The organism is Nocardia sp. NPDC050718, from assembly GCF_040654235.1.
GTDB lineage: Bacteria > Actinomycetota > Actinomycetes > Mycobacteriales > Mycobacteriaceae > Nocardia.
This window is the reverse complement of sequence record NZ_JBFAHQ010000001.1, coordinates 1,258,043-1,270,997: the sequence shown is the minus strand read 5'-3', so window position 1 is coordinate 1,270,997 and position 12,955 is coordinate 1,258,043. Positions and strand designations below refer to the sequence as shown.

The following is a 12,955-nucleotide window of genomic DNA, read 5'->3' as shown; positions in this document are numbered from 1 at the left end:
TTCATGGGTATCGGGGATTTCCTCAACGACCTCGGTGACAAGATCGAAGACGGGCTGGAGAGCGCCACCGAGAAGGTCGGCCAGGTCTACAACACCGTCCTCGATGCCGAGTCCAAGGTCGCGAAAGCTGTCGGTGCCGACGGATTGTCGAACTTCCTCGACGATCTGGGCGACAAGATCGTCGACGCCACCGGCGGCTCGGTGCCGGAGAAAGAACTCGGCGAAACCACCGATCCCAAAGAACTGATCCGCGGTGACGTAGCCAAGATCAACGAGGTCGCCGAGCACCTGGGCACCATCGGAACCGCGATCGATCAGACCGGTGACGCGCTGCGCAAGATCGATGTCGCCGACTGGTCGGGCTCAGCGGCCTCCGCCTTCCACGACGAATACTCCAAGCAGCCCAAGCTGTGGTGGGACGGCGCGGACGCGATGGGCAAGGCCAAGACCGCGTTGGCCGCGTGGTCGGCCGAAGTCACCGCCGCGCAAGCCAAAGCCTCCGACGCCATCGCGAAGTGGGAAGCCGCCGACCGCGAGGAACGCGACCGCAAGAACGAGTGGAACGCGAAATCCGACGAGGACCGCAAGGGCAAGAACCTCACCGACACCTGGACCGATATCCGCAACGAGGCCAGGGCGATCCTGACCGGCGCCCGCACCCAACGCGACAACGCCGCGAACTCCGCCGTCGCCGCGAACTCCGCGGCAACCGAGACCGCGCCCACCGAACCACCATTCCTGTCCCGGTGGGGCAGCAACTTCGAAGACCTCAGCGCGGCGCTGGACCAGGCAAAACTCAACTTCTCATCCGGCCTGCTGACCTCACTGACCGGAATGGTCCAGTTCGTGCGATCGATCTCACCGATCGACGCCTACAACGCCACCCATCCCGCCGAGTACCTGTCGAAGATGTCGGATCTCGGCACCGGCATGGTGCTGGCCGCCGCCGACCCCAAAGCGACCGCGTCGGCCATGCTGTCCGGCTTCAAGACCAACCCGTCCGAAGCGCTCGGCGCGCTGACCGGTGACGCCTTGATGACCGTGGCGACCGGTGGTGCCGGTGGTGCCGCCAAAGCCGGCGCGAATGTGGTCGACAAGGCTTCCGAGGCCGCTCGCCTCGGCAATGCCGGGCGCAATGTCATCGACGACACCGCCGGTGCTGCGTCCCGAAACGCGCCGCACAACGTCCCCGAGGCACCCAAGACCCAGCCCGCGGCCCATGCGCCGGAGAACCCCGCGGCTCCTGCGAACGACGCCCCGGCGGCGAACCCCAGCCCGGAAGCACCGACCAATCCCGCCGGGCACGACGGTGACCCGGATGTGCCTGCACCCGACAACCTTCGCGCCAACGATCCGGAATCCCCGAAGCTCGACGACGACGCACCCGCACCCCGCGACGGCTCCCCCGAATCGCCCGCACCCGCGACCACGCCGGAAAGCCCGGGAGCCGGCACGAACCCCGATGCCCCGCCGGTTCGCGAGGACGGAGCTCCGCACAACGGCGATGCGGACAACGGTCCCGAGCCCGACCCGGAGGTCCCCAACGATCGGGGCGACGGGGGAAAGCCCGAATCGGATTCGCCGGGAGCGGCATCCCCGGATCCCGACAACGCGCCGCCGCCCACAAACCCCGACAACGCGGCTCCCCACACCGACGACGCGGGAAACCGCCCGGGTGACGCCGACGGCGACACCCAGCCTGGTGCGCACAACGGTCCCGACAGCGGCGTCCCGAACAATTCCGACAACCTGATCGACCGGGACGGCAACGACCGAGGCGGAGATGGAAAGCCGAGTGTGGGCGACGACGCCCAGACCGACGGACCCGCGAAGACCGCCACCGACGACCAAACGCCCAAGGCCGGTGACCCGGTCAAGATCGCCACCGGCGATTTCCTCCTCCCCCTGACAGACATCGATCTCCCCGGTGTCCTGCGGCTGGCCCTCAAGCGAGCTCACCACTCCAACTACCGGTTCGGCCGCTGGTTCGGTCCTTCGTGGTCCGCCACGCTGGACATGCGCGTCGTTGTCGACGACGACTGTGTCACGGTCGTTTTCGAAGACGGGATGCTGCTCGCCTATCCGCACGCGGAAGTCGGTGTCGGCGTAGAACCGATCACCGGCGGACAACGCTGGAAACTCACCCGCACCGACACCGGCGGGTACCGGCTCTGGGACCCGGATCGCGAACTGGTCTGGCATTTCGCACCCGAACCCACACTCGACGGCCTCGACACGCTGCTCGGCAATTTCGCGATCTCCGCGATCACCGACCGCCACCACAACCGGATCCGCTTCCACTACAACGGCAATGGCGATCCGATCGAAGTCACCCACTCCGGCGGTTATCGCGTCGTCCTCGACTCCGCCGATGGCAGGGTCACCGCGATCTCCGTGGCAGGCGAACTCGATGGCGTCAAAACCTCCACTCCGGTACGCGAATTCGGCTACGAAAACGGCGACCTGACCACCGTCACGAACGGCGTCGGTGGCGTTACGCGCTTCGACTACGACGACGAGCACCGCATGCTGTCGTGGACCGATTCCAATGGCAGTTGGGTCACCAACACCTATGACGAGTCCGGCCGGGTGGTCTCTCAGCGCGGCACCGACGGCGTCTTCGACGCCGAATACGAATACCTGGAATTCGGCAACGGCACCGGCCGCCTGACCCGCATGACCGACTCGCGGGGCGCAGTCACCGGCTATGGATTCGACAGCGACCTACGTCTGCGCGATCTCCGCGCACCCGACGGCGGCCACCGGCACATCGATTACAACGCGGCCCGGAAGCCGCTCTCGGTGAGCGAACCAGACGGCGCGACAACCACTTACAACTACACCGCTGACGGCGATGTCGCCGTCATCACCCGACCCGACGGTCGCCAGATCACCATCGACTACGCCTACCCGAACCGCCCGTCGACCGTCACCAATGCCGACGGCACCACACAGCACCGTGAGTGGGACAAGGCAGGCAACCTCGTCGCGGTCATCGACCCCGCGGGCGCGCGAACCGAGTACCGCCACCATGAAGGCGGCGCGGTCGCCGAAATCCGCGACCCCGACGGCGCCCGAACCCAGATCGACGTCGACCTCGCGGGTCTGCCGGTCAAGGTGACAGACCCCTACGGCGCATCCACCGAAATCCGACGCGACGCCTTCGGCCGCCCCATCCAGGTCACCAACCAACTCGGCGCCGTCACCTACTACGAGTGGACACCCGAAGGCCGACCCGCCCGCCGCGTCGACCCCGACGGCTACGCGGAATCCTGGACCTACGACGGCGAGAACAACCTCCTCACCCACACCAACCGCGCGGGCCACGTCACGTCATACGCCTACGGCGGCTTCGACAAGGTCTCCACCCGCACCGACCCCGACGGCTCGGTCCACCGCTACCTCTACAACACCGAACGCGCCCTCACCGCAGTCATCAACCCTCTCGGCCAACGCTGGACCTACGAATACGACCTCGCAGGCCGCCTCGAAGCCGAAACCGACTACACCGGCGCCACGACCCGCTACACGTACACCTCCACGGGCCGGGTCGCGACGGTCACCCCGGCCACCGGCGTCACCCGCCACCACACCTACGACAACCTCGGCAACCTCCTCGATATCACCGCCGACACCGGCGAATACATCCGCAACACCTACGACCCCGCAGGCCGCGTCCTCACCGCCGTCAACGGCACCGCCGAAGCCATCACCCACACCCTCCGCTTCACCTACACCCCCACCGGCCAGGTCGCCACCGAACAACTGGACGACCAGCCCCCGATGCGCAACGACTACGACCACCGCAGTCGCCGCATCCGCCGAACCACCCCCAGCGGCGCAGTCACCACCTGGAACCACGACACGCTCAACCGCGTCGCCAGCCTCGACGCCGACGGCGAACGCATCACCTTCAACTACGACCCAGCGAGCCGTCTGACCGGCTGGCGCATCGGCGAAGTACAGATCGACCGCACGTTCACACCGACCAGCCAACTCGCCTCCCAAACCGTCACCGGCTTCCCCACGACGGGCGGCCTCGACCTCGACTTCGGCGACACGCCCCCACGCCCCAGCTCCTTCGCCATTCGCCATGACGACTACGAATATCGCCCCGACGGCTTCCTCACCACCCGAACAACCACCCTCCCCGACACCACACCCAACCGCCGCCGCCGCCGCTACGATCTCGACCCCATCGGCCGAGTAACCACCATCACCGACAACGGCTCGATCTCCGAGACCTACACCTATGACGCCCTCTCCAACATCACCTCAGCCCACCCGTCCCCCCACACCCCTCCTTCCCCCACCGCCCCTGCCACTACAGAGCGCCGGGAGTACCACAACAACCTCCTCGTCCGCGACGGACGCAACCATTACTACTACGACCCTGCCGGCCGACTAATTCGAAAGGTAACCACACGAATTTCACGAGAGCCAGATATCTGGCACTATCGATACGACGCATTCAACCAGATCACCGATGTCTACACGCCCGCCCGCGCGTGGTGGCATTATGAGTACGATGCAATCGGACGTCGAACGGGCAAGATTCTTCAGCAAGTAGACCATTCGCGGGAGAACTCGGCTACTTACGTCTGGGACGGCAGCGTACTTGCACAAGCCAATTCACCACGGGCCAGCACACATTGGCAGCATATCCCCAATTCCCACATTACGGTAGCGCAGCACGAAAACAATTCCGGCTGGCTTAGCACAGTGACCGATCACTCCGGAATTTCAGAGTTTGTCGAGCCGCGAACTGGCCGCGTCGATCCCACGCCGCCTGCTACGCTCTGGGGCGCTGGTCGACGGCGAATCAGAAGTCACGAGTTCCACCTAGGCTTCCCCGGGCAGATTTTTGACGACGAAACAGGATTGCACTATAACTATTATCGATATTACGATTCAGCGACCGGCCGTTTTCTCACACCAGACCCACTAGGCCTCGGTCCATCTGACAACAACTTCATCTATCCTTTCAACGCGACACATTGGATCGACCCACTCGGACTCTCTCCCTATAAACCAGAATTCAACACCAACGACCGCAACCTCTCCGACCCTAACCCGCTGCCGAGGCAAATCCGTGAGCAATACGAAGACATCCACCAAGGCAACGGAACACCTAGAATAGATCCAGCCACCGGTCAGCAGACCATCTTCCAAGGGCGCGAGTTGCCGCCACGACAGCAGACTCAGTGGCAAGGATCTCTCGAATGGGATGTCCCTGGCACCACGCACAGAATCCTGGAGCGACCGGATGGCCAGTTCGGATACGTGCTGAACCATGACTATCGAGCCCCCTTCCTGTTCCCTGGACCTTGGTATCCTGAGGGCGGAACCATTCCCAAGAGACTGGGCGGCTGACGCAAAGGAACCCATGGACCACGACAACACGTCCACCACCGTGGAGCCCGAATGGAAGTACGCACTTTACTTGGAGGATGAAGACCTTCTAATAGCATACTGTAGCGATATCGATAATTTCTTCGCAGATACGCTTGCGACCACTTCACGCAGGAAGTTGACCCTCCGCGAAGCGTGCCCATCGTCTGATCAGATCAGAGAAACGCTTCGGCGAATGACAGGAAACCCTGTCGGCAACGGCGAAATCAGGATGCTTTCCCGTTATCACGAAACCATGGGCGCATATTACATATCCGGGATCGAAGTCTCCTCGATCAACCCAACAGTCTCAGCAACTGCAGATACTTGCAACATTTCGATCACCTGCAGCGTACTAGATCCCCCTACGACCTTCGAGCAGGAACTGTGGCGCATGCGAAGAGAGGGACGCCCGGAAGTTTCCAATACCTGGAAAGGACTTCGGGCCAGCCAGCTCGATGCATGGATACGCGTTGCCCAGATATATCAACTAAATAATCCGGCATCGACGTCGCCTCCCGGCTCGATATTCTCACTCGATGGACTGGGCATAGAGAATACTCAGGGTATATTCTGCGCATTAGGCGAAGCGGTAAACGGCCCTGGCGGATACTTTGGCAGCGGACTGGATTCTCTCGCCGACTGTCTCCGCGGCGGATTCGGGGCGTCAGCACCGTTCTCGATCACTTGGACCGGGTGGACCGGCTTGACATCGACCGTAGGCGAATCTTACTGCACCGCACTGACAGAGGTATTGACTGCCGGATCTGCGACTGTGGATCCCGCGTTCTGATGAGCAAACGACACCGGCAGGCCCGCGAGGAACACCGCTCGCACACAACACGATCACCACATGATGGCCAACGAGCCTGGAGCAATCCGCTTGCGCCTTGACAAGATCGCCGTCTACCCGATGTCGCCATAGTCGAATCAGTTCCGTGGAAACCCCTCCTCGGCATGTAATAGCGCGCCTATATCGTCCGACAGCCTCTACAGCGCCTTCTGATCTCACTGGACCTGCGAACTCACCCGGCCATCGCCACGTCATGGAGCGCAGACAGGATCCGCTCACCGGCGACGTCCTGGTCAGGTCGGCAAGATGCCCTCAATGATGTAGTGACGCGATCATTGCGTCAAAGATCGTCCAGCTGCGATCCATCGCCTTGCACCTGGCACCACAGCGAGTCACATCTGATTATCTGATTCTGATACCATGACCACATGAAGGAGATCAGTGCGACCGAGGCCGCGCGGGCGTTCGCGCGGGTCCTCGATGAGGCCGAGGCGGGGGAAGAGTTCGTCATCACCCGCAAAGGCGTGTGTGTGGCGCGCCTCGTTCCGGCACCGCGGGCGAACGGTAAGAGCCTGAACAAGCTGGCAAAGCAGTGGGCCGGCCACATCGGTTTGGATGCGGAGTTCGAAGCTGCGGTCGAGTCGATCGACCGATACGCGAGCGCCGACGCGGACAGTGATCCATGGGAAGACTGATCCTCGATACCGGCATTCTGATCGCCATCGATCGTGGCACTGTCGCCCTCCCCGATGTCATCGCCGATGACGACAACGTCGCCGTCGCGGCTGTCGTCATCGCGGAATACCTCACCGGGCTGGCTGGTCAGACGAACCCGGCGAAGCAAGCGAGCGCGCGAGCCTTCCTCACCGAGTTCCGGGCCATCGTGCCGAGCATCCCTTACGACGACTCGGTCGCCGAGCATCATGCTGAGCTACTGACTTACGTCCGGGGTACGGGGTCGCCCCGAGGTGCGCACTATCTGATCATCGCGGCGACCGCGCGGGCGACCGGGCGGACCGTCGTCACTACCGACAAGCGCGCCGATTTCGGCGCACTTCCCGGGGTGGACGTCCGCCTGGTCGGGTGATGGCGTATTCCCCGCCGGAGTGTGGGATTTTGCGGGGGTGTGGGGACCCCATTCGGGGTGGGATCGTCCTAGGGTCGAGTCATGGCTGATGACGACGTGCAGTACCGCATCGAGCACGACACGATGGGGGAGGTTCGGGTTCCGGTCGACGCGCTGTGGCGGGCGCAGACGCAGCGGGCCGTGGAGAACTTTCCGATCAGTGGGCGGGGGTTGGAGCGGGCGCAGATCCGGGCGCTTGGGCTGTTGAAGGCCGCTTGCGCGCAGGTCAACAAGGATCTGGGGTTGCTGGATCCGGGGAAGGCGGACGCGATCATCGCGGCGGCGAACGAGATCGCCGAGGGGCGCCACGATGATCAGTTCCCGATCGATGTGTTCCAGACCGGGTCGGGCACCAGTTCCAATATGAACGCCAACGAGGTGATCGCCTCGATCGCGGCGCGCAACGGGGTGAGCGTGCACCCCAACGACGACGTGAACATGTCGCAGTCGTCCAACGACACCTTCCCCACCGCCACGCATCTGGCCGCCACCGAGGCCGTCATCACCGATCTGGTTCCGGCGCTGGACCATCTGCGGCTCGCGCTGCTCGACAAGTCGGAGCAGTGGCGCACGGTGGTGAAGTCGGGCCGCACGCATCTGATGGACGCGGTGCCGGTGACGCTGGGGCAGGAGTTCGGCGGCTACACCCGCCAGATCGAGGCGGGCATCGAGCGGGCGCTGGCCACGCTGCCGCGGCTGGGCGAGCTGCCGATCGGCGGCACCGCGGTCGGCACCGGGCTCAACGCGCCCGCCGGTTTCGGCACGAAGGTGGTGGCGGAACTGGTGCGCAGCACCGGAATCGACGCGCTGCGCGAGGCGAAGGACCACTTCGAGGCCCAGGCCGCGCGCGACGGGCTGGTCGAGGCGTCCGGCGCGCTGCGCACCATCGCGGTCAGCCTGACCAAGATCGCCAACGACATCCGCTGGATGGGGTCGGGCCCGCTGACCGGTCTCGGCGAGCTGCAGCTGCCGGACCTGCAGCCGGGCAGCTCGATCATGCCGGGCAAGGTGAATCCGGTTCTGCCCGAAGCGGTCACGCAGGTCGCGGTGCAGGTCGTCGGCAACGACGCGGCCATCGCGTTCGGCGGCGCGAGCGGCGCGTTCGAGCTCAATGTCTACATCCCGGTGATGGCGCGCAACCTGCTCGAGTCGATTCGGCTGCTGGCCAACGTCTCTCGGTTGTTCGCCGACAAGTGCGTCGTCGGCCTGGTCGCCAACGAGGAGCATCTGCGCACGCTGGCCGAGTCGTCGCCGTCGATCGTCACCCCGCTCAACTCGGCCATCGGCTACGAGGAGGCGGCCGCGGTCGCCAAACAGGCACTGCGCGAGAAGAAGACGATCCGCCAGACGGTCATCGACCGGGGCCTGACCCCGGACAAGCTCTCGGTCGAGGAGCTCGACAGCAAACTCGACGTGCTGGCGATGGCCAACGTCGACCGCGACTGAAACGGCGAACGGCCGTCACCTCACGAGGTGACGGCCGTTCGCGCGAAAGATCAGGCCAGGTGCGCCAGTTCGGCGCGGGCCTTCTCGCCTTCTTCGCTGAAGTCGGTGCGGGTGAAGATGTTCCAGCGCTGCAGCAGCGGCTTGAACACCAGCTCGCCTTCCTTGGCGGGGTCGTAGATGCCCGCCGCGGCCAGGGCCTCGTCGCTGGAACCGCCACCGGGCAGGTCGACGTGCGGGACGCGGAAGGCGGCGACCTGGTCGGCGATGGCGCGCACGGCCTGGTCGGGGACCAGGTCGAGGGCGGCGGCGACGAGGACGGCGAAGAAGTCGGCCTGCAGTTCGTCGTCGGCGGCCAGCTTCTCGGCGATGGCGGTGACGACCGGGTTCTCGCCGAGCGCGGCGGTGTTGCGGTGCCGGATCGCGGCGGCGAGCTCTTCGAAGGCGCAGGTGGCCAGCACGTCGATCAGGTGCAGCGGCGGACGGTTGAAGCCCTCGGTCATGTGCGCCATGCGGGCCCGCTCGAGCGCGACCGGATCCACCGCGCGCGTCACCATCAGGTAGTTGCGGATCAGGATCTCGTGGCGGTTCTCCTCGGCCGTCCACCGGCCGACCCAGCGCCACCACGGACCGGTGCGCAGATGCTTGCCGAGCTCCCGGTGGTAGGAGGGCAGATTGTCGGCGACCAGGACGCTCACCGTCAGCGCGAGCTCGGCGGTCGCGCTCAGCTCGGACTGCTCGGGGGTCCAGTCGGTGCCGCCGAGGAAGGCGAAGTTGCGCCCGTCGGCCCACGGCACGAACTCGTGCGGCTGCCAGCCCTCGGCCACCTCGGTGTGCCGCGCCAGGTTGGTTTCCACCACATCCGCGAGCGAATCCAGCAGCTCACGGTCGGTCAAAGTTTTCTGCACCCCGACAACATAGTGGTTCGGCCGTCGGCGCGGGGACCTACGGGGCGATCGGGTCCCCACGCCGGACCGAGGGCGCGAGCTACTTCGTGGTCACCGTGGTCTCGCCGTTGACCCAGACGATGGTGCCGCCGGTGAACTCGCTCTGCTTGCCACCGTTGGCGGTGTTGGTCTCGTCGCTGGTCGGGTAGCCGAGCTGGCCGTTGGCGCCGCCCTGTTCCTCCCAGGTCTCGCGGATGTCACCCCAGACGATGTGGGCGCCGGAGTCGCTGCTCCAGTAGATGGTGCCGCCGGTGAAGTCCTGGTACTGGCCGCCGTTGGGGCCGTTCTCCTGGGGCTCTTCGGGGGCGCCGAGCGGGCTGCTCGCGCCGCCGACCGCGACGTACTTCTTGTAGACCTCGCCGGAGACGGTGATGTCGCCGTTCGGGGTGGAGATGGTGGTCGAGCCGCCCGCCGCGGTCGCGGTGGTGGTCATCCCGCCTTCGCCGGGGGTGGTGGTCGCCGCGCCTTCGCCGGGAGTGGTCGTCATCCCGCCGTGGTCCATGGTGGTGGTCGACCCGGCGCCGCCCATGACCGAGGTCACGGTGCCGACGGTGTCGTTGGCCTTGTCCTTGTCCTCGTCGCTGCAACCCGCGGCGAGCAACAGTCCGGCAGCGGCGAGAACCGCGGCGCCGCCTGCGGCAGTACGTCGAGCGAAGTGGTTCATATCCATCCTCTCGCGAGTGGCCCCCCCGGGGGCACGCCCCCGGAATGGAGCCTGGCCGACATCCGCAACGGCCCGGCGGAACAGTGTTCGCCGAGCCGTTGCTGGATTGGTGTCGTGGCGGATAATACCCACAGTTCGCCGTAATCAAACGGATTCAGACCGCGACGCGGCCTGATTGCCGAGCGATCAGGCGTTCGGCCCGTACTCCTCGAGCATCTCGGTCACCAGCGCCGCGATCGGCGAGCGCTCGGAACGGGTGAGCGTGATGTGCGCGAAAAGCGGGTGCCCCTTGAGCTTCTCGATCACCGCGGCCACGCCGTCGTGCCTGCCGACCCGCAGATTGTCGCGCTGGGCGACATCGTGGGTGAGCACCACGCGGGAGCCGGTGCCCAGCCGGCTCAGCACCGTCAGCAGCACATTGCGCTCGAGCGACTGCGCCTCGTCGACGATCACGAAGGAATCGTGCAGCGAGCGCCCACGGATGTGGGTCAGCGGCAGCACTTCGAGCATGTCGCGGCTGAGCACCTCCTCCATCACCTCGCGGCTGGCCAGCCCGTCGAGCGTGTCGAAGACGGCCTGCGCCCACGGGCCCATCTTCTCGCTCTCCGAACCGGGCAGGTACCCCAGTTCCTGGCCGCCCACCGCGTACAGCGGCCGGAACACGACCACCTTGCGCTGGGTCCGCCGCTCCAGCACGGCCTCCAGCCCGGCGGTCAGCGCGAGCGCCGACTTTCCGGTGCCGGCCCGGCCACCCATCGACACGATGCCGATGCTCTCGTCGAGCAGCAGATCGAGCGCGATCCGCTGTTCGGCGGAGCGGCCGTGCAGGCCGAACGCCTCCCGCTCGCGGACCAGCTGGACCCGCTTGTCGGCGGTGACCCGGCCCAGCGCGCTGGAGCTGCTGCCCAGCAGCCGGATCCCGGTGTGGCAGGGCAGTTCCCGCGCCTCGTCCAGGTCGATCACCGAATCGGCGTAGAGCTGGTCGATCTGGGTGCCCGCGACATCGAGTTCGACCATGCCGCTCCAGCCGGAGGTGACCACGTCCTGGGCGTGGTACTCGTCGGCGGACAGGCCGACCGCGCTCGCCTTGACCCGCAGCGGGATGTCCTTGGACACCAGCACCACGTCCTCGCCCTCGGCCGAGAAGTTCAGCGCGCAGGCCAGGATGCGGGAATCGTTGGTCTCCGAACGGAATCCGGCGGGCAACACCGACGGATCGGTGTGGTTGAGCTCCACCTGCAGTGTGCCGCCCTCGGTGCCGATCGGCAGCGCCTGGTCGAGCCTGCCGTGGTTGACCCGCAGGTCGTCGAGCATCCGCAGGGCTTCCCTGGCGAACCAGCCGAGTTCGTGGTGGTGTCGCTTGGCCTCCAGTTCACTGATCACGACCAGCGGTAGAACCACCTTGTGTTCGCCGAACCTGGTGACGGCCCACGGATCCGAGAGCAGGACCGAGGTGTCGACGATGAAAGTCTTGCGACCGGAACGCGAGGGGCGGACCCCCTTCTTCGAGGCCGAGGCCGTGTGCATCGCGGGGGCGGAAACGGAGCGTGCAGCAGTCACGGTGGGCTCCTTATGTGTTCGCACGGCACCCGCGCGAACGATCTCGCTGGACCGGTCCGTCCTGGTAGGCGGTGACGCGCTGGTCAACCGCCACGAGGGCCGGGTGCCGGCCCTCTCGCACTGAGTTGCTCAGTCACGGTCAGGACCTCCCGTACGAGTCACACCGACGCGACCCGCATCACCGACGCTACCGTCCATCTCCCGGCCGCGCTGCCGGACAGCCGCACGTGTCCGTGAATTTGTCGTTAACCGGCGCCGACGCAGCGGATCCGCGCCAGGTGAGTCGCCGAGCGCTAGAGTCGAGGCATGGCCGAAGACCAGGATCTGGAGAAACTGTCGTCGAAGGAACTGCACGATCGCGCGGTGAAGACGGCCGTGCGGCGCGGCGACGTGAAGTTCCTGTGGAACCTGCTCAAGTCGATCCCGGCGGCCCAGGCCGAAGCGGGCGAGCTCGGCGAGAGCGAGGCCGACATCAAGTACGTGCTGCCGATGATCGACGACTACATCCACGCGGGCGACGGCAAACTGGCCGATGTCCTGCGGCCCACCTACCTGGACTACCTGAGCAAGCACCGGTAGTCCGGGCCGGGCTCAGCGGCGCAGCACCGCCCGCGCCGCTCCGACGACCGTGCCGCGCAGCACATTGCCCATGCTGAAGTGGTCGTCCCACAGCACGATCCGGCCCTCGCGCAGTTCGAAGGTGCCGCTCACCCAGAACCCGATCCGGACCGGTCCGGCGCGCAGATAATCGGTGCGGTCGGTGAGCACGATGTCACCGGTGCCCGCGATGTGGTGCATGTCCGCCCCGAACCCCAGCTGCGGCCGGTCCAGCCCGCGCAACAGCGTGGCGACCCGATCCTTGCCGCGGACGGTCGGCAGTCCGGTGTTCTTCCAGACGATCGCCGGGTCGAGTAGGTCGAGCGCCTCGTCGACGGAGCCGAGTTCGAGCGCGGCGAAGAACTCGCGCACGACGGTGACGGCGTCCTCCGGCAGCTCCGGTTGGTCGGTCATGAGGCGAGCCTAGGGCGTTC

Annotated in this window: 10 protein-coding genes; 6 read left to right on the top strand and 4 right to left on the bottom strand. The window is 65.9% G+C overall.

Annotated features, from left to right (window positions below):
- Positions 1-3: 3 nt before the first annotated feature.
- The 5 genes from AB0H54_RS05885 (at position 4) to AB0H54_RS05865 (ending at position 8,756) form a co-directional block, all read left to right on the top strand.
- Entirely contained in the window at positions 4-5,373 is a 5,370-nt protein-coding gene (locus AB0H54_RS05885; RefSeq protein WP_357343054.1) for a putative T7SS-secreted protein, read from the top strand.
- Complete coding sequence (locus tag AB0H54_RS05880) at positions 5,294-6,184, top strand: barstar family protein (protein ID WP_357343052.1); 891 nt, start codon at positions 5,294-5,296, stop codon at positions 6,182-6,184. Before AB0H54_RS05885 ends, AB0H54_RS05880 begins: the two co-directional genes overlap by 80 nt.
- A gap of 428 nt (positions 6,185-6,612) precedes the next feature.
- Positions 6,613-6,879, top strand: a complete 267-nt coding sequence (locus AB0H54_RS05875) for a type II toxin-antitoxin system prevent-host-death family antitoxin (protein ID WP_355276509.1) — start codon at positions 6,613-6,615, stop codon at positions 6,877-6,879.
- Positions 6,867-7,271, top strand: a complete 405-nt coding sequence (locus AB0H54_RS05870) for a PIN domain-containing protein (protein WP_357343050.1) — start codon at positions 6,867-6,869, stop codon at positions 7,269-7,271. Before AB0H54_RS05875 ends, AB0H54_RS05870 begins: the two co-directional genes overlap by 13 nt.
- A gap of 81 nt (positions 7,272-7,352) precedes the next feature.
- Complete coding sequence (locus tag AB0H54_RS05865) at positions 7,353-8,756, top strand: class II fumarate hydratase (RefSeq protein WP_357343048.1); 1,404 nt, start codon at positions 7,353-7,355, stop codon at positions 8,754-8,756.
- 50 nt (positions 8,757-8,806) lie between these two features.
- Here AB0H54_RS05865 and AB0H54_RS05860 read toward each other — a convergent pair whose 3' ends face one another.
- The 3 genes from AB0H54_RS05860 to AB0H54_RS05850 form a co-directional block, all read right to left on the bottom strand.
- Positions 8,807-9,661 (bottom strand): acyl-ACP desaturase, encoded by an 855-nt coding sequence (locus tag AB0H54_RS05860; RefSeq protein WP_357343046.1) that lies wholly within the window; start codon positions 9,659-9,661, stop codon positions 8,807-8,809.
- Positions 9,662-9,740: 79 nt separating this feature from the next.
- The gene (locus tag AB0H54_RS05855) at positions 9,741-10,364 is read right to left on the bottom strand and encodes an esterase (protein WP_357343044.1); all 624 of its coding nucleotides are present in this window, start codon (positions 10,362-10,364) and stop codon (positions 9,741-9,743) included.
- Between the two features lie 186 nt (positions 10,365-10,550).
- The gene (locus AB0H54_RS05850) at positions 10,551-11,924 is read right to left on the bottom strand and encodes a PhoH family protein (RefSeq protein WP_355276519.1); all 1,374 of its coding nucleotides are present in this window, start codon (positions 11,922-11,924) and stop codon (positions 10,551-10,553) included.
- A 306-nt stretch (positions 11,925-12,230) separates the two neighbouring features.
- Here AB0H54_RS05850 and AB0H54_RS05845 point away from each other — a divergent pair, with 306 nt between their 5' ends.
- Positions 12,231-12,503 carry a hypothetical protein gene (locus AB0H54_RS05845; protein WP_355276521.1) on the top strand — a complete coding sequence of 91 codons (273 nt, stop codon included), beginning with the start codon at positions 12,231-12,233 and terminating at the stop codon, positions 12,501-12,503.
- 12 nt (positions 12,504-12,515) lie between these two features.
- Here the strand turns inward: AB0H54_RS05845 and AB0H54_RS05840 are convergent, their stop codons facing one another.
- Positions 12,516-12,935, bottom strand: coding sequence for a limonene-1,2-epoxide hydrolase family protein (locus AB0H54_RS05840; protein WP_357343042.1), 420 nt, complete (start codon positions 12,933-12,935; stop codon positions 12,516-12,518).
- Positions 12,936-12,955: the final 20 nt, after the last annotated feature.